General features: G+C 56.8%; 17 protein-coding genes. 8 read left to right on the plus strand and 9 right to left on the minus strand.

Annotated elements, in window-relative coordinates; translation table 11 throughout:
• Nucleotides 1-263: 263 nt before the first annotated feature.
• The 3 genes from holA to leuS all read right to left on the minus strand — a co-directional run bounded on the left by holA (nt 264) and on the right by leuS (nt 4,454).
• Entirely contained in the window at nt 264-1,295 is a 1,032-nt protein-coding gene (gene holA / locus WH50_RS15810; RefSeq protein WP_110188172.1) for a DNA polymerase III subunit delta, read from the minus strand.
• A gap of 13 nt (nt 1,296-1,308) precedes the next feature.
• The gene (locus WH50_RS15815; RefSeq protein ID WP_110188173.1) at nt 1,309-1,791 is read right to left on the minus strand and encodes an LPS-assembly lipoprotein LptE; all 483 of its coding nucleotides are present in this window, start codon (nt 1,789-1,791) and stop codon (nt 1,309-1,311) included.
• A gap of 71 nt (nt 1,792-1,862) precedes the next feature.
• Nucleotides 1,863-4,454, minus strand: a complete 2,592-nt coding sequence (gene leuS, locus WH50_RS15820) for a leucine--tRNA ligase (protein WP_110188174.1) — start codon at nt 4,452-4,454, stop codon at nt 1,863-1,865.
• Between the two features lie 177 nt (nt 4,455-4,631).
• On the opposite strand from leuS, the gene WH50_RS15825 reads away from it, so the two are divergent.
• The gene (locus WH50_RS15825) at nt 4,632-5,153 is read left to right on the plus strand and encodes a zinc ribbon-containing protein (RefSeq protein WP_110188175.1); all 522 of its coding nucleotides are present in this window, start codon (nt 4,632-4,634) and stop codon (nt 5,151-5,153) included.
• A 344-nt stretch (nt 5,154-5,497) separates the two neighbouring features.
• Nucleotides 5,498-6,889: a siroheme synthase CysG gene (gene cysG / locus WH50_RS15830; protein WP_110188176.1), complete on the plus strand. Its 1,392-nt coding sequence runs from the start codon at nt 5,498-5,500 to the stop codon at nt 6,887-6,889.
• 37 nt (nt 6,890-6,926) lie between these two features.
• Here the strand turns inward: cysG and WH50_RS15835 are convergent, their stop codons facing one another.
• Both WH50_RS15835 and WH50_RS15840 read right to left on the minus strand, forming a co-directional pair.
• The gene (locus tag WH50_RS15835) at nt 6,927-8,159 is read right to left on the minus strand and encodes a multidrug effflux MFS transporter (protein ID WP_110188200.1); all 1,233 of its coding nucleotides are present in this window, start codon (nt 8,157-8,159) and stop codon (nt 6,927-6,929) included.
• A gap of 186 nt (nt 8,160-8,345) precedes the next feature.
• Nucleotides 8,346-8,876 carry an NUDIX hydrolase gene (locus WH50_RS15840; protein WP_104151923.1) on the minus strand — a complete coding sequence of 177 codons (531 nt, stop codon included), beginning with the start codon at nt 8,874-8,876 and terminating at the stop codon, nt 8,346-8,348.
• Nucleotides 8,877-9,259: 383 nt separating this feature from the next.
• Between WH50_RS15840 and WH50_RS15845 the strand changes: the two genes are divergently transcribed.
• The 3 genes from WH50_RS15845 to WH50_RS15855 all read left to right on the plus strand — a co-directional run bounded on the left by WH50_RS15845 (nt 9,260) and on the right by WH50_RS15855 (nt 11,657).
• On the plus strand, nt 9,260-9,853 hold the full coding sequence (locus WH50_RS15845) for a CoA pyrophosphatase (RefSeq protein WP_110188177.1): 594 nt from the start codon (nt 9,260-9,262) through the stop codon (nt 9,851-9,853).
• Between the two features lie 69 nt (nt 9,854-9,922).
• The gene (locus tag WH50_RS15850) at nt 9,923-10,534 is read left to right on the plus strand and encodes a DUF1007 family protein (RefSeq protein ID WP_165838446.1); all 612 of its coding nucleotides are present in this window, start codon (nt 9,923-9,925) and stop codon (nt 10,532-10,534) included.
• A 1-nt stretch (nt 10,535) separates the two neighbouring features.
• A complete protein-coding gene (locus WH50_RS15855) occupies nt 10,536-11,657 on the plus strand; it encodes a nickel/cobalt transporter (protein WP_110188179.1) in 1,122 nt (373 codons plus the stop codon).
• On the opposite strand, the gene yidD is transcribed toward WH50_RS15855, so the two are convergent.
• Nucleotides 11,550-11,930, minus strand: coding sequence for a membrane protein insertion efficiency factor YidD (gene yidD, locus WH50_RS15860; protein WP_412053294.1), 381 nt, complete (start codon nt 11,928-11,930; stop codon nt 11,550-11,552). The two genes, WH50_RS15855 and yidD, sit on opposite strands and share 108 nt — an antisense overlap.
• A 176-nt stretch (nt 11,931-12,106) precedes the next feature.
• Here yidD and WH50_RS15865 point away from each other — a divergent pair, with 176 nt between their 5' ends.
• Nucleotides 12,107-12,688: a gamma-glutamylcyclotransferase family protein gene (locus WH50_RS15865; protein ID WP_110188180.1), complete on the plus strand. Its 582-nt coding sequence runs from the start codon at nt 12,107-12,109 to the stop codon at nt 12,686-12,688.
• Here WH50_RS15865 and WH50_RS15870 read toward each other — a convergent pair whose 3' ends face one another.
• Together WH50_RS15870 and WH50_RS15875 are read right to left on the minus strand one after the other, a co-directional pair.
• A complete protein-coding gene (locus tag WH50_RS15870; RefSeq protein ID WP_110188181.1) occupies nt 12,689-13,087 on the minus strand; it encodes a hypothetical protein in 399 nt (132 codons plus the stop codon).
• 220 nt (nt 13,088-13,307) lie between these two features.
• A complete protein-coding gene (locus WH50_RS15875) occupies nt 13,308-14,231 on the minus strand; it encodes a LysR family transcriptional regulator (protein ID WP_110188182.1) in 924 nt (307 codons plus the stop codon).
• 150 nt (nt 14,232-14,381) lie between these two features.
• On the opposite strand from WH50_RS15875, the gene WH50_RS15880 reads away from it, so the two are divergent.
• A complete protein-coding gene (locus tag WH50_RS15880) occupies nt 14,382-14,948 on the plus strand; it encodes a YceI family protein (RefSeq protein ID WP_110188183.1) in 567 nt (188 codons plus the stop codon).
• A gap of 35 nt (nt 14,949-14,983) precedes the next feature.
• Complete coding sequence (locus WH50_RS15885; RefSeq protein WP_110188184.1) at nt 14,984-15,772, plus strand: hypothetical protein; 789 nt, start codon at nt 14,984-14,986, stop codon at nt 15,770-15,772.
• 120 nt (nt 15,773-15,892) lie between these two features.
• On the opposite strand, the gene WH50_RS15890 is transcribed toward WH50_RS15885, so the two are convergent.
• Nucleotides 15,893-16,171, minus strand: a complete 279-nt coding sequence (locus WH50_RS15890) for a peptidylprolyl isomerase (RefSeq protein ID WP_104151913.1) — start codon at nt 16,169-16,171, stop codon at nt 15,893-15,895.

The following is a 16,171-nucleotide window of genomic DNA, read 5'->3' on the forward strand; positions in this document are numbered from 1 at the left end:
CTGTACAAGTGTAGCGGCATTCGCCAAGAGGGAAGGTCAAAGATCTGTCTGCTGAATGTAAAGGAAAGGCCGGGGGTGCAGGCCCTGTCGCAATCATCGCAGCACTCTCAGTGCGTGTGCACGATTTCGCGGGCCAGCACCAGGCAAGGTGAAACGCAGAGAGTAGGCATCTTTTGCCTGTGCAATGGCAGTGTGCCTGAATGAGCATTCTGCAGGGCTTTCAACGCCAATTGGCCTGACTGCAGGTGCTCGGGCAAGCGCCGTCATTGACGGTAGAAAGGTAAGGGCAGGGGATGGCCAGTCAGATGAGATAGCCACAATTCCAGCTCAGTCCAGAACAGGGCGGTCTGCCCTGTCTTGCTGAAGACATCCAGTTGCTGAGCCTGTCGCAGCAGAGCCACCAGCAATGCCGGACGGCAACGCTGCGCTGCTTTACGAAGGGGAGTCTGGCGCTGTTGAGGAAATATCCGGGCCTGTCGGCAGGCATTATCAAAGTTCATACCGTCTCGTTGCAGGCGTAGCAGTTGCAGCAGATCGCGCAACTCACGAGTTAATGCCCAAAGCATCAATGTGGGCTCGGCGCTGTCCTGACGTAAGTGTGACAGGATGCGCAGTGTCGCTGGCCAGTCGCCACTGAAAGCAACTCGACACAGATCGTAGACGTCATGACGCGCGTGGTTACCCACCAGATCGAGAATCTGTTCATCATCGATTTCGGCGCCATCACTGACCAGAGCCAGCATATCCAGCTCCTGCATAGCGGCGAGCAGGTTTCCCTCTACTCGTTGTGCCAGGACTTCCACTGCAGCGGTCGTCAGGCGTAGTCCCTTTTGCTTGGCGCGTTGCGCCAGCCAGCGAGGGAGTCCCTGAGCATCCATGGGCCAGATTTGTATCAGCACACCGGACTGCTCGATGGCATTGACCCACTTGGCCTTCATCGCACTGCTGTCGAGTTTGGGTAAGGTAAGCAGTAACACCGTGTCCTGTGGCGGGCGTGAGGCGTACTCAAGCAGTGCCTTGCTGCCTTGATCGTTCGGCTTGCCTGACAGCCTTACATCCAGCAGTTTTTGCTCTGCAAACAGAGAGAGGCTGTTGGCAGAAGCCAGCACCTGTTCCCAGTTGAAGCCGGTTTCCACATGAAAAACCTCCCGGTCACCGAAGCCACGCTTGCGCGCCTGGCTACGGATCTGGTCGGCACATTCCTGCATCAGCAAAGGCTCGTCACCGGTCAGCATATAGACCGGTGACAGACCTTTATCGAGGTGAGAGTCGAGTTGCTCAGCTTTGAGCTTCATGCGGAACTACTTGTTACTCGCGGGGTTCAACACGGTGTTCCGCTGCACGATAGCGCATCAGCAGTTGATTGAGCAGTTCGCCCAGCATTTCATCGCGTATTTGAGCTTCCTGAGTATCAGACGCCAGCAGTGTGTCCTGGTTGTAACGATAAGTGCGCTCTAGTCGCAGCTTCTTCGGCACATTAGGCGTGTCAGCCGAGGGGTTGACCAGCTTATAGGTCAGCGTGGTGGTCAGCAGATATTCAGTTGCAGAGCCGTCACTGCCCAACAGACTGCGGTCACGACGCTCGTCCACATACATGATCTGCATGTAGTCGCCGCCATGGTAGCTGCCGTCAATACCCAATTGGGTCAGCTTGGCCTGAATCCGTTCTTCCAGAGGAGGTTTGGCTTTCACTGGCATCACCAGACCGGTTTCGCCATTCTGGGCGCCACGCAGCTGGAAACCGCAACCACCCAGCCACAGAGCGCTCAACAGCACTATCCAAAAACGCATGCTTATCTCCTTGCTTGAAGTGAGCAACGCGCGACATCTGGCCGCGCGTCAAGCCTTGTCTCTGAGGGGGATCAACCACCTACAACGATGTTGACCAGCTTGCCTGGAACGACAATCACCTTGCGGACGGTCTGATCTGCTACATGGCGCTGTACGTTGTCTTCAGCCAGTGCCAGCTGCTGAATCACACTGCGCTCGGTATCCGCCGCAATGGTGATCTTGCCACGGGTCTTGCCGTTGACCTGCACTACCATATCAACAGTAGTACGTACCAGAGCGGCGCTGTCGACCTTGGGCCAGGCGCTGTCGCAGACCGCTTCACGGTGGCCCAGATCCAGCCACAGCTGATGGCTGATATGGGGAGTGATGGGAGAAAGCAACTGCACGGCCATGGACAGGGCTTCGTGCTCCACCGCCAGACCCTGCGCCGAGCTGTCGCTGAATTTGGAGATGGCGTTGCACAGCTCCATCACTGCGGCAATGGCCGTGTTGAAGGTGTGACGGCGATCGATGTCGTCAGTCACTTTCTGAACCGTTTCGTGAGCCTTGCGGCGCAAATCACGCTGTTCTTCTGTCAGATTGGCCACATCCAGTGCGCCAGCCTGACCTTTGACGGCATGGTCGTTGACCAGTTTCCACATCCGCTTGAGGAAGCGGTTGGCACCTTCGACGCCGGAGTCAGACCACTCCAGCGACAGTTCGGGCGGTGCTGCAAACATCATGAACAGACGCACGGTGTCGGCACCGAAGCGGTCGATCATGGTTTGTGGATCGATACCGTTGTTCTTTGACTTGGACATCTTGCTCATGCCAGCAGACAGCACCGGCTCGCCATCACTGTTCAGAGTGGCGCTGACAATATTGCCCTTGTCATCACGCTTGACGGTGACATCCAGTGGTGAGTACCAGTGCTGACCACCTTTCTCATCTTCACGGTAGTAGGTGTCAGCCAGCACCATGCCCTGCGTCAGCAGGTTTTCGAAGGGTTCATCCGAGCTGACCAGGCCCATGTCGCGCATCAGCTTGTGGAAGAAGCGTGAGTAGAGCAGGTGCAGGATGGCGTGTTCGATACCGCCGATGTACTGGTTGACCGGGCTCCAGTAGTTGGCCTCACCGTCCAGCATGGCGTTATTGCAGTTGCGGCTGGCAAAGCGTGCGTAGTACCAGGACGACTCCATAAAGGTGTCGAAGGTATCGGTTTCACGTTCAGCTGCACCACCGCATTTCGGACAGGTGGTTTCATAGAACGATGGCATTTTCTTGATGGGGGAGCCGACGCCATCGAATTCGATGTCTTCGGGCAACACCACTGGTAACTGTTCTTCCGGAACGGGCACGGCACCACAGCAGGCGCAGTTGATCACCGGAATGGGAGCACCCCAGTAACGCTGACGCGATACACCCCAGTCACGCAGACGGTAATTGATGGTGACCTTGCCTGCACCCTGCTCTTCCAGGGTAGCAGCGATGGCTTTGAAGGCGATCTCGGAAGTCAGGTCATCGAATTCAGCAGAGTTGATCAGCACGCCTTTTTCGGTCAGCGCTTCCTTGTCGAGATTGACTTCGATCTTGTCATTGTCAGGCTTGATGACCTGAATGATTGGCAGGTTGTATTTCCTGGCAAACTCCCAGTCACGCTGGTCGTGTGCAGGCACAGACATGACAGCGCCTGAACCGTAGTCCATCAGCACGAAGTTGGCGGTCCAGACCGGGATTTTCTTGCCAGTCAGCGGGTGAATCGCCACGAAACCGGTGTCAAAGCCTTCTTTCTCCAGCTTTGCCATATCCGCTTCGGCCACTTTCAGATGGCGGCAACGCTCGATATAGGCGGCCAGCTCAGGATTCCGCTCGGCGGCCTTCAGTGCCAGAGGGTGCTGTGAAGCAACGGCCACATAGGTCACGCCGTACAGGGTGTCAGGACGGGTAGTAAATACCGACAGCGGCTCTTCGCCTTCAACTGCGAACTGCAGATCCACCCCTTCGGAGCGACCGATCCAGTTGCGTTGCATGGTTTTGACCTGCTCCGGCCAGCCTTCCATCTTGTCCAGATCGGCCAGCAGTTCATCGGCATAATCAGTAATTTTCAGGAACCACTGGGGGATTTCCTTGCGCTCAACCGGAGCACCAGAGCGCCAGCCTTTGCCATCAATAACCTGTTCGTTGGCCAGTACGGTCTGGTCTACCGGGTCCCAGTTGACTACAGCGTTTTTCTTGTAGACCAGCCCTTTGTCCATCAGCTTGGTGAAGAACCATTGCTCCCAGCGATAGTACTCGGGGTGGCAGGTGGCGATTTCACGCTGCCAGTCGTAGCCAAAGCCCAGGCGCTTCAACTGGTTACGCATGTAATCGATGTTTTCGTAGGTCCACTTGGCGGGAGGAACATTGTTCTTGATAGCTGCGTTTTCAGCAGGCAGACCAAACGCGTCCCAGCCCATGGGTTGCAGCACATTCTTGCCGAGCATGCGTTGATAGCGGGTGATTACGTCACCAATAGTGTAGTTACGCACGTGCCCCATATGCAGTCGGCCGCTGGGGTAGGGGAACATGGACAGGCAGTAGAACTTCTCTTTGCTGTCGTCCTGTGACACTTCAAAGGTTTTGTTGTCTTCCCAGAATCGCTGGGCGGCGGCTTCGATGTCGTGCGGTTGATAGTGTTCGTTCATTCTGCTTGGTATCTGCTGTTCCGGATGGCCGCCAGGTCTGGCCTGGAGCTCGCCGTAGGGTTGACGCCAGTCAGACAGTCGTCAGATTCCGATGCTGTGTCGTGGCTGGGGGTCGCGGATTGGTAAGGCAAGCATTATAACCTAGAGAAACAACTGTGCCACTGCAAGGAGAAGGCGATGTCAGATCAGCAAAATCAAGGGAAACAGGTCTCGCTCTATCAGCGTCTGCTGGCGCGGATGGAGCAGTTGCTGGAAAGTGTGGAGGATCGATCCTGGAAGGCGATTCAGGACCGGCTTGAAGAGGCCGCCAAACTCGAACTGGCCGCCGAGGATATGACCAAAGATGAGATCGAGCTGCTCAAGGCCTGGGTGCGGCGTGACATCCATTCGATGGCAACCAATGCAGGCTCCTCCCGGGAGGAACTCAAACGCTGGTTGCAGTTTGATATAGAGCTGCTGGAGCATCGTACTGCTGACATGCTGCTCAGTCTGGCTGATCGCAGTCAGCTGGACATGCTGGAACTGCAGCATCGTCTGACACTCGAAGATGATGTGTACGTCAGTGGCGAGGTGGCGGCCCCCGGCACCTTTAAATGCAATGAGTGTGGCCATATGCATTGCATGACGGAGGCGGGCAGCATCAAGCCCTGTCATGTCTGCAACAATCACTATTTTGTGCGGATCACCCGACAAGGCTGATCAGCGTGAATGGCCGGAAATCAACGGTAGGTGACAGGGCACGGATCTGGCACTTACCGGGCCAGCTGAATGGATGGTTAGAAAGATTTACGCTTTATATAGAAAATAACGATATTGCATCAGGGTTTAATATTGCCTTTGGCTATATTAGCATCGGTCGCTGTTAAGAAGGTGTTCACGATCTCGCGCCAGACAAGGCGAGAAGCGCTGAGGAAGCGGAGTTTACTTGACGTAAATGAGCAACCGAAGGTCTTTTCAACGCCGTATGGCTGACGCGTAGGAGACCGTGAGCACATTCCAAGTCTGTCACCGTGGTTGGGACGTCAGTACAGGTCTGCTAGTAGATGAAATCGTTACCCTTGTTTTTCGTCAGTCAGGGACGCCGGGCTCTGCTTATCGGTGGTGGTATGCAGGCAGAAGCCAAGTTGCGCCCCTTGCTGGAAGCGGGCTTCGAGGTTCATCTTGTTGCTGATGTGCTGGTACCTAATGTCGAACGTGCGTTGACGGACGCGGGAGCACATTACGAGATTCGCCACTGGCAGGAGGCGGATCTTGATCAGGCTGATCTGATTATTGCTGCCGATGTCAGCCAGCAGGAAGCTGAGCTGCTTGCTCAGCTGGCCTCGGTACGACATATCCCTATCAACGTTGTGGATCGTCCTTCTCTTTGCTCGGTGACCTTTCCTGCCCGGATTCAGCGTGGTGATGTGCAGCTTGCGGTGGGGACAGCAGGCAAGGCGACGTTGTTAGCCACTATTCTGCGTGAAGAGATTGAACAACTGTTACCCGCTGGCCTCGGCGAGCTGGCTGAAGCGCTGGCGCAGAGTAAAGATCGCTGGCAGGCAGCGTTGCCCAAGGGCGCACCACGACGTGACTGGCTGCGAAGCGTCTGGCAGGAGGCCAAGCTTGGCTTGCCGCTGCAGCCGCAGGCAGTAGCGGACTGGTTGCAGCAGCGTCTTCCCGCCGAACGTACTCAGAACGGTATGGTCGTGCTGGTAGGCGCTGGGCCGGGCGACCCTGATCTGCTGACGCTGAAAGCATTGCGCGCACTGCAGCATGCCGATGTCATTATCTATGACCGGCTGGTATCGCCCGCGATTCTCGCCATGGCGAGAGCGGATGCCGAACGCATCTATGTCGGCAAGAACAAAGGTCTGCACAGTCTGCCACAGGATCAGATCAACACCTTGCTGGTCGAGCAGGCGCAGGCTGGCAAGCTCGTCGTGCGACTGAAGGGCGGAGATCCTTTTATCTTTGGTCGCGGCGGCGAGGAGGTTGAGGAGTTACTGGCGGCAGGCATTTCCTGTCAGGTGATACCCGGTATCACTTCAGCATCAGGCTGCTCGGCGTACTGTGGCATTCCCCTGACTCATCGTGATCATGCCCAGAGCGTGACTTTCATTACCGGCCATCTGCAGAACATCAACGGCAATCCTCAGGACAGCGAGTTGAATCTGCCCTGGACGTCATTGGCGCGTCCACAGCAGACAGTGGTGTTCTATATGGGGCTGACTGCTCTGGGTGCCATCGTTGCGGGGCTGCTGGGAGGGGGGATGAGTCAGGACACGCCGGTGGCCCTGATTCAGCAGGGCACCTGCCCGGAACAACAACTGCTGTTGTCGACGCTGGCTGAAGTCGAAGCAGATCTGCAACGCCAGCCATTGGCATCGCCGACCCTGATTATCGTTGGCACGGTGGTGACCTGTGCACCTCAGTGGGAAACAAGAAAAGGCTGAGGGAATACTCAGCCTTCTTATCGCGCTGTGTATGTTCTCAGTGAATCTCACCCAGCTTGCTACGAATGATCAGCACCACGATCAGCGCCAGTACACCAAGCAGTGCAAATCCGCCGATCAGAGGCAGTACGGTACCGTTGAACGCCTGTCCAATCACGATACCGATGGGGACGGAGACCAGCGTTGACAGGCAGCCCACCACCGCGGCTCCCACGCCTGCGATATGACCCAGTGGTCCCATTGCCAGCGCGTTGAGGTTGCCAAACAGCAGACCAACACAGAACAGCAGTGGCAGTAAAAAGCCCATCAGGACTGACAGAGGCGGTAGCCCTCCCATCATTGCCGATACGACGAAGCAGATCAGACTGATCACGGATACGGCCATCAGTGCATAAGTGGCGATTTTCTGCATGCCAAAACGCACCACCAGGCGCGCATTGGCTACTGAGGCAAGACCAATTGCCAGTGCCAGGGCAGCGAAGACGGCGGGGAAGTGTTCACCCAGCCCGTATTCCACCTGAAACAGCTGTTGTGCCGTATTGAGATAAGCAAGGAAGGCCCCTTGCACGATACCGGTCACCAGAGTGAAGCCCAGTGCCACCGGCGTATAACAGACCTCGCGAATGGCGCGCAGGATATTCCTGAGTGAGAAAGGTTTGCGTCGCTCAGGTGTCAGCGTTTCGGGCTGGCGCAGTTGCAGCCATACCAGCGCAGCAATGGCCATCAACAGCAGCAGTACGAAGATGCCCTGCCATTCGGTAAACAGCAGAATGGCCTGCCCTACCGCAGGTGCCATGGCGGGCACAATGATGAACACGCTCATCACGTAAGACAGTACCTGCGCCATCATGCGTCCTTCAAAGCGGTCACGGATCAGTGCTACGGCGACGATCCGCGGGCCTGAAACGCCCACGCCCTGCAGCAAACGGCCCAGCAGCATTATGTTGAAGTCAGTAGCAAAGATGGACAGCAGGCTGCCAATGATGAACAGCCCGTAGCCCAGATGAATGGCGGGCTTGCGGCCGATGCTGTCGGACAGAGGGCCGTAGATCATTTGGCCAACGGCCATACCAAGCATCAGGATGGAGACGATCAGCTGGTTGCGGTTGGGTTCGTTGACGCCCAGATCGCGACCAATATCGGGCAGAGCGGGCAACATGGCATCAATAGACAGCGCGACCAGAGAGATGATGAACGCCATCAGCACAATAAATTCTTTCGAAGCGCCGTGCTCGTTGCTATGGGAGGAAGGGGGAGTGGAAGAGGACATGCAGTCTCCATGGCGCCAGGGCATTGTCTTTGCTCTAGCGAGGTTAGTATTCAGATACAGAGGTTCACGAACGCACGATGATCACTGGCCTAAGGCGAGTCGTTCTTTGTCTGGTGGCAGACAGCCACCAGATTATTCCCGGAAAATAGCGTGCCACTGTTACCAGCGTGTGGCAGTGTGCCGTGGTCAGTGATTCAGGTCGATATGACGGGTGGGAAACACGCCGTTGCGCCGATCTTCGAAGTACAGCTTCAGCGCATTGCTGATGGTCAGAAAGGCCAGCTCGTCCCATGGAATCTCTTCTTCACTGAACAGCCTGACCTCTGTACTTTCAGGGCCTGCAGCATATTCGGGGTGTGGTAACTCGGCCAGATAGAGCATCTGCACCTGATTGATGTGGGGGATACTGGTGATGGTGTAAAGCTCACCCACCTCCACTCTGGCCAGTGCTTCTTCCCAGGTTTCTCTTGCCGCAGCCTGACGTGTGGTTTCGCCGTTTTCCATAAAGCCTGCTGGCAGCGTCCAGTAGCCTTGCCGGGGGGCAATGGCGCGTCGACACAGCAGAATCTGCTGCTGCCAGACCGGTAGGGTGCCAGCGATGATGCGAGGATTCTGATAATGAATGGCACCGCAGTGATTGCACATATAGCGCTGACGGTCGTCACCGGGTGGGATCTGGTGGGCGACGGGATGACCGCACTGACTGCAGAAATTCATGCATATTCCTCAAATTCGGGTGCCGGAGGCGTGCTTTTGCTCTATAAAACCTAACAGGGAAACCCGCTCAGCCATCAGGTAATAGCTTGTTATCCGGATTATCCTGCACAAGAGGCCTTCAGGACGATGCTGTTATTGGATCCAGTATCGCGCTTACCACCGGCCGGGTGATCCGCTAGATTCTAATCATCCGCCGGGTATGGGCAAGGTTTGATCGTCGTTTAACCGTTTTATCGCACCGCACATGTCATAACCACAAGCCCCGGGTTTGGGCCAGTGTATTGAGCGTGCAGGCTCTCCGTCTCGCCGATACAGACTGAAGTGCCTGACTCAAGCTCAATGCCTTTATGATGTGCGGCTGACAGCAGACTGAGAACAGCTTCATGTGGAAAGAGGTGGCTTATCGTTTGAACCGGCATCAGCCGCGTACTCTTGGCCATGGTCGGGCTCAGGCAGGGGTGCTGATCGCCCTGACCAGAGATGAAAAAGTCCCGCACATCATACTGACCCGCAGGGCCTCCACCTTGTCTACTCATGGTGGTGAAGTCGCCTTTCCGGGTGGCAAACGTGACCCTGAAGACAGCAGCCTGGAACAGACCGCACTGCGTGAAGCCTACGAAGAAATTGGACTTGAACCTTCTCAGGTCGAGGTTTTGGGACGCTCCGGTCAGGTTATTTCCCGCTGGGGGCTGCAGGTCACTCCGATTGTGGGGCTGGTGCCGAGCAAGTTGCAGCTGTCTCCCAATGAAGGTGAGATTGCCGCGGTGTTCCGCGTGCCTGTGCCGTTCTTTCTCGAAACCCCTCCCTCCCGCATCGATGCTATCGACCTGCGCGGTCTGCGCTCCCATATTCCCTGCTGGCACTATGAACAGTATGAAATCTGGGGCCTGACAGCCTGTATGCTGGCAGAGTTTCTCAATATCGCCTTTGGTGCCGATTTCCGTCTCTATGAAGGTGCACGCTTTCCACTGCGCTAGCACTGGCAGGTTTTCTGTTGTTACAAGGTAACGTACACTGCGGCCATCTTTACCAATGGAGTGATCAAGGTGGGTGGAAGGTTAGCGGGCATATTCACACGATCAGGTCATCAGTTACTGATCCTTCTGGGGCTGCTGGTTATCAGCGATCAGGCCTCAGCTCATCCCCATGTGTTTATCGACTACAGCCTGCAGGCGCGAGTGCAAGGCACACAGCTGTTGCAGCTGGAAGCCCGCATGGTGCTGGACCCGTTTTCAACTACCAATGTGATGAGCCAGTTCGATCTCAACAGCAATAATCAGCTGGATGAGGATGAAAAGCGGCAAGTGATCGCGCTGCTCAACGAATCCATGGAAAAGACCCACTACTTCTTCTGGATGCTCAAGGATGATGAGCTGGTGCCCATGGCCAATATCGTCATTACGGACGCGGCTGTGGAAAACAAGGCCGTGGTCTATCACCTGCTGATTGAACCTGAAGCGCCAGTGCCTCTGACCAGTAAGGTTGAACTCAGCTTCCTGGACCCGGAAAACTATTTTGACCTGGCTCCGGTCGAAAAAGAGGCTCTGCAGTTTCTCGGCACCACCCCCTGCCACTATCAGGCCATTGATGCCATGGAGGCCGATAAGCGCGACTTGGTGCCGGTTGACTGGATAACCTTCTCCTGTAAGGACTCCTGAGATGACTGTGTACACATGGCAAGGTGACCGACCTCCGCGTCAGTCAGCCCGTACTTCTATGTCCTCCGGCTGGGTAGTAACAGCCTCGCTGGTGTTGCTGATCCTGGCAGTACTGCCGTCTGAAGTGCTGGCTGCAGGGCTGCGTGAACAGCTCGCTGCCGATCACTCCTGGTGGGCGGACTGGGTCAACTGGATTCAAAGCACGCAGATTTCCCTGCATCGCAAGATGGTGGCTGCTACTCAGGCACTGATCGAAACCGGCGATGGCTGGCTGCTGTGGGGGCTTTCTTTTGCATACGGTGTTTTTCATGCAGCCGGTCCGGGCCATGGCAAGGCGGTGATCAGCAGTTACCTGCTGGCAGACCGCAGCCGTTGGCGTCAGGGGATGTGGTTATCTGCTGGTGCCGCCATGGTGCAGGGGCTGGTTGCGGTGGTGCTGGTGGGAGTGCTGGCGGGCGTGCTGGCTCTCTCTGCAAAGGTGACGCAGTACGTTCAGCTGCTGGAGCAGGTCAGCTATCTGGCTATTGCCCTGTTTGGTGTGGTATTCGCCTGGCGGGTCTGGCGTGGCACTCATCATTGCTGCGGCCATGATCATCATGGCGATCATGCCAGAGGCCATCATCCGAGAGCACTGGCGCGGTCCCTCATGGCAAGGCCTGCGCCCCAATCGCAAACGCTGCGCTTCACCAGGCTGCAACCCTTGCCATCGGTAGCGTCGGGTACCATCTCTGTAGGCGGATCGTCGGGCACGAACAGTGCTGCCACTGCCACTCGGCCCGATCTGCGTGCGCTCTGGCGTCAACGGCTGACCATCGTTACCGCCATTGGCCTGCGTCCCTGCAGCGGTGCCGTACTGTTACTGGTGTTCTGCCTGTCGCAGCATATCTTCTGGTACGGGGTGTTAGGGGTAGTGCTGATGGCCGTGGGGACTGCTCTGACCGTCTGTGTCCTGGCGACGCTGGCAGTATGGGCGCGGGAAGTCGGTTATCGCCTGCTGCGTGAGCGCCCCAGAGGATTAGCGCTGCTTGACCGGTGTTTTGGTTTTGCGGCGGCGCTGGTGATGATGCTGATGGGTACAAGTTTGTTTATCGGTACGCTGGCGGCGCCCGGCCTGCTGCGTTGATTCACTGCCGGGTACCGGGTCCCAGCCATGCTGGTGACTGAAAGGGTGGCAACGGCCAAGGCGCTTCAGCGTCAGCCATCCGCCCTTGAGCGGGCCATGCAGTTGCAATGCCTCCATGGCATATTCCGAGCAGCTGGGGGTGTAACGGCAGTTATTGCCAAGCAGCGGGCTGATGGTATAGCGGTAGAGCAGCACCAGCCCCTGCAGCAACCACAGTGTCAGTTGTCGCGGCCAGTGTAAAACCTGGGCCAGAAAAGATTTGAGAACAGACACAACAGCTTCCATCGGCAGCGGCGGGGGAGGCATTATAGCAAGCTTGCTGATCCTTGGATCGCGCTGCCTGTCGTCCTGATGGAGGGCGATGCGTGAGATAGCGAACAGACGCGAGCCGGGTCGGACGGGCACAGAGAATTGAATATAACCGCAGTGAGAGATCTGAAGTGAACAAGATGGAAGACCAGAGCGCCGGGCATTTCTGGTATTTCGGCTATGGCTCGTTAGTGAATGATGAGACCCGGCCACGGGATACGGTGGCGCGGCCTTATCAACTGCACGGCTGGCGCCGCCGCTGGGGGCATCGCCTGCACACACTGGGGCATGGGCATTGCTCCCTGACAGTGCGCCCCTGTGACAGTACGTCGTTGCTGGGCGTACTGGTGCAGTCGCCACTGGTGCATCTGCCTGCGCTGGATCAGCGTGAACATGGTTATGACCGGCTGGGTCTGCATTGTGCCAGTACCACGCTGGGGGAAGAGGCGTTTATCTATCGTTCTCAGCAGGACTTTTACGGCTGGGCTGATGAGGACTACCCGATTCTGCAAAGCTATGTCGATGTGGTCGTGCTGGGCTATCTGAACAACTTTGGTGAGCAGGCCGCCATCGACTTTATTCGCACCACAGAGGGCTGGGACCGACCGATTCGTCAGGATCGTGAACAGCCGATCTATCCCCGTGCGGTCGCCTTTCGCGCGGGGCAACGAGCCATTGTTGATCGCCTGCTGGAGCAATACGCAGGCTATCGTCCGGGCTGATCAGCGCTTCTGCAGCTGATCTTTCAGCGCTGCAAAACGGGCCAGCTTTTCTTCGGCCGTGGTCGGCGCAGGCGTGACCTCCTGCTGCTGATGAAAGTTGGCCGAAAACTGCGGCTGGGCTGCATCTGCAGCGGGGGCTGTCCTGACGGGCGCTGGGGCCGTGGCTGACAGCGCGGCAATCTGCTCCTGCTCCTGCTCACTCCATTCCGTTTCATACAAAGAGGCGGTCAACACCTGCAACGCGGCCTGTGCCTCTTCAAACTCGTTTTCCTGCCAGCTGACATCCTGACGTACCAGCTTTTTCTCTATCGCCATGGCGGCTTTGGCAACCTGAACCGGGTCGGGACGAGGGCCCAGACTGTCTACCCATTTCTGCGCATCGGCGGCGTTTAACGCCATACACCTGTTCTCCTGCTGTCGATCAGTACCGGCAGTGCCGGTCGGATCGGCGATTTTACTTATTCAGCCTGCACAAGCCCAGCAGCCTGTTGGACTGAAACGACCGTGACGGGGAAAAGTCGCTTTGTCTGGCGAAGGAGAGGGCGAGGGCGACGGATGACCCATGTTGGTGCCACATTAGAACAGGGTCAGACCGGCTGCTGGCCACTCTAACAGTCGCTTAATCCCTGGCGCTGTTCTGTACCCGATTCCAGCTGCCGCCGTCACGAAAGTGCTCGGCCAGAAACTCAACAAACTGTGTCACCTTGCCCGGTACCAGCGCACGATGCAGATAGAGGGCATAGATACCCAGCGCAGGGCGGCGCAGTTGCGGCAGCAGTTCCACCAGACGACCATCACGGAGGTAAGGCGCGGCAAGGAAGTTCGGCTTGGAGATGATACCCACTCCCAGTGCTGCAGCTTCGCACAGCGCCCGGCCGTTGTTGCAGGCCAGATGCCAGGGGTGCAGCGGCCGCACCCGTTCTTCACCGGGGCCACGGAGCATCGGCTTGTCATCACTGCTCAGCAGATAGTGCATGACCTGATGACTGGCCATTTCTTCCAGCGTCGTTGGTGTACCGTGCTGGCGCAGATAGGACGGGGAGGCGTAATAGCTGGGGCGTGTTTCAGCAAGGCGCTTGGCTATCAGGCTGGAGTCTGCCAGTTCACCAATACGAATGGCGACGTCCATACCCCGGTCAATCAGGCTGATACGTTCATCACTCAGATGCAGCTCGATGCGTACCTGAGGGTAGAGCTGCTGAAAGCGGGCGATGGGATCCATCAGGTACATGACGGCAAAGTCCATTGGTGCGGCGACTTTCAGTATCCCCTGTACCTGGCTGCTGTGCTGACCGACCGAAGCTTCCAGAACTTCAATATCGTTGAGAATCTGCTGGCATTTCAGGTAGTAATCCTGGCCTGCTTCCGTCGCGGTAACCCGCCGTGTGGTGCGGTTCAGCAGCCTGACCTTGAGGTGATCCTCCAGTGCACTGATATGTTTGCTGACCTGTGCAGAAGAGAGGTTCAGATCGCGGGCAGCCTGAGCAAAGCTGGAGTACTCCATGACCTTGCAGAAGCTGTGCATTGCCAGCAGCGTATTCATGTATTAATTCGTTTTTAGAAAGATTGACTCAATAGTATTGAACTTATTGTCGGTATTTCAATCCAATATACTCGCCATAACTCAGCAAGTGGTGCCGTGAAACAAACTGCTTGCCTGAACCAAGTCTGATGGATCACTCCAGGAGTCAATATGAAATCTGTTCTGAAAGCCTCTGTGTTTGCCCTGACCACCGCCTTCGCTGCCGGTGCCTTCGCTGCTGACTACAACGTCGACCCCGCGCACTCCAGCGTTTCCTTTGTGATTGGTCACCTGGGCGTCAGCCAGACACTGGGCCAGTTCCGCAAGTTCAGTGGTGACTTCAGCTACGACGCTGACAAGCTTGATACCTCCAAAGTCAGCCTGGTTATCGATACCACCAGCATCGACACCAACTACGAGCCCCGTGACAAGCACCTGTCCAGCCCGGACTTCCTGGATGTGAAACAGTTCCCCGAGCTGACCTTCAAAAGCACTGCTTACAAAGGGGATGCCAACGGTGGCGAGCTGACCGGCGACATGACTCTGCACGGCGTTACCAAGCCCATCACTTTCACCCTGCACAAAGTGGGCGAAGGCAAAGATCCCTGGGGTGGTTACCGTGCCGGTTTCGTGGCCACCACCCAGATCAAGCGCTCTGAATTTGGTATCACCAACTTCATTCCCGGTGTAACCGACGAAACCGACATCACCGTACGTATCGAAGGCGTACGCAAGTAATCCCTTTCTAATCTCATTTCAGACGGGGATAGTCCATGTACGGTGAGTCACCTTCAATTATCACCATGCTGCTGCCAGTTCTGGTCTGGCCGGTACTGGTGGCACTACCGATAGGTATTCTGCTGTGGTTCTGGCGTCCCCGCTGGCAACCGTTGGCGGTCAGCGCCGGTGTCATGATGGGCATTGCCGGTTTGCATTCGAGCTTCAGTCTGATGCCGCGTCAGGCACTGGACTGGCTGTTCTGGATGAGTCTGCTGCCGCTGCTGGCCTTGCTGCTGCGTCGTCTGCAACCACTGGTGCAAACCCTGGCTGCGATCATCATGATGGCCGTGGTGGCGCTCAGCCTGTGGAAGCGTATGCCTCTGCAGGAAGTGCTGTCCTGGCTGGTGCTGGCTGGCGGTCTGACACTGTTGCTGCAACTGGGCTGGCAGAAGGTTGCGGGGCAGCGCTGGGTTGAACTGGGTCTGTTTATGTCTGGTTCCCTGCTGGCGGTGTCCACCGCACTAGGTGGCTCGGTACTGGTGGGCCAGCTGATCGGTGCCCTGACGGCTGTGCTGACATCGCTGTGCTTTATCCCGATTCTGCGTGGGCAGCGTCCACAGCTGAGTGGTGATATGACAGCCGTGGTCGTGACCTTTCTGTGTGTGCTGGGGGCCTATGCGCACCTCTTTGTCGAGGTGCCTGCTCTGGCCATCACCGCCAGCCTGATCATGCCGTTGCTGGCTGCATCACAGCTGCGTCGTCCCGGTGTTGCCGTGGTGGTGCTGGCGGTGGGCATTGCCATCGTTGCCTGGCAGGTCTGGCCGCAGGAAATGGCTTACTGATCAGTGATACCTGCCTGACAGGGCGGGAGAAACACAAAGGCGGGAGTGATCCCGCCTTTTTCATTTCTGCCTTGCCGTGTTACCGCTAGGCAGAGCAGAAGTACGTTTTGGGTCTGACAATCAACGACGATACAGGGTCTGCACCAGATGGAAGCCAAACTGGGTTTTGACCGGGCCGTGCACTTCCAGTACCGCTTCTTTGAAGACAACATCATCGAAAGGCTTGACCATCATACCGGGGCGGAATTCGCCCAGATCACCACCTTGCTTGCCTGATGGACACAGCGAGTGCTTTTTGGCCAGTGCGGCAAAGTCTTCACCCTTGGCGATACGATCTTTCAGCTGTTCGGCTTCTTCCTTGCTTTTGACCAGAATATGGCGGGCGCTTGCTACGGGCAT

The organism is Pokkaliibacter plantistimulans (assembly GCF_003194385.1).
GTDB lineage: Bacteria > Pseudomonadota > Gammaproteobacteria > Pseudomonadales > Balneatricaceae > Pokkaliibacter > Pokkaliibacter plantistimulans.

What these genes read in the sequence shown, in the direction of transcription:
- holA (WP_110188172.1), bottom strand. Translation starts at nt 1,295, where the DNA reads ATGAAGCTCAAAGCTGAGCAACTCGACTCTCACCTCGATAAAGGTCTG.
- WH50_RS15815 (WP_110188173.1), bottom strand. Translation starts at nt 1,791, where the DNA reads ATGCGTTTTTGGATAGTGCTGTTGAGCGCTCTGTGGCTGGGTGGTTGC.
- leuS (WP_110188174.1), bottom strand. Translation starts at nt 4,454, where the DNA reads ATGAACGAACACTATCAACCGCACGACATCGAAGCCGCCGCCCAGCGA.
- WH50_RS15825 (WP_110188175.1), top strand. Translation starts at nt 4,632, where the DNA reads ATGTCAGATCAGCAAAATCAAGGGAAACAGGTCTCGCTCTATCAGCGT.
- cysG (WP_110188176.1), top strand. Translation starts at nt 5,498, where the DNA reads ATGAAATCGTTACCCTTGTTTTTCGTCAGTCAGGGACGCCGGGCTCTG.
- WH50_RS15835 (WP_110188200.1), bottom strand. Translation starts at nt 8,159, where the DNA reads ATGTCCTCTTCCACTCCCCCTTCCTCCCATAGCAACGAGCACGGCGCT.
- WH50_RS15840 (WP_104151923.1), bottom strand. Translation starts at nt 8,876, where the DNA reads ATGAATTTCTGCAGTCAGTGCGGTCATCCCGTCGCCCACCAGATCCCA.
- WH50_RS15845 (WP_110188177.1), top strand. Translation starts at nt 9,260, where the DNA reads ATGTGGAAAGAGGTGGCTTATCGTTTGAACCGGCATCAGCCGCGTACT.
- WH50_RS15855 (WP_110188179.1), top strand. Translation starts at nt 10,536, where the DNA reads ATGACTGTGTACACATGGCAAGGTGACCGACCTCCGCGTCAGTCAGCC.
- WH50_RS15865 (WP_110188180.1), top strand. Translation starts at nt 12,107, where the DNA reads ATGGAAGACCAGAGCGCCGGGCATTTCTGGTATTTCGGCTATGGCTCG.
- WH50_RS15870 (WP_110188181.1), bottom strand. Translation starts at nt 13,087, where the DNA reads ATGGCGTTAAACGCCGCCGATGCGCAGAAATGGGTAGACAGTCTGGGC.
- WH50_RS15875 (WP_110188182.1), bottom strand. Translation starts at nt 14,231, where the DNA reads ATGAATACGCTGCTGGCAATGCACAGCTTCTGCAAGGTCATGGAGTAC.
- WH50_RS15880 (WP_110188183.1), top strand. Translation starts at nt 14,382, where the DNA reads ATGAAATCTGTTCTGAAAGCCTCTGTGTTTGCCCTGACCACCGCCTTC.
- WH50_RS15885 (WP_110188184.1), top strand. Translation starts at nt 14,984, where the DNA reads ATGTACGGTGAGTCACCTTCAATTATCACCATGCTGCTGCCAGTTCTG.
- WH50_RS15890 (WP_104151913.1), bottom strand. Translation starts at nt 16,171, where the DNA reads ATGCCCGTAGCAAGCGCCCGCCATATTCTGGTCAAAAGCAAGGAAGAA.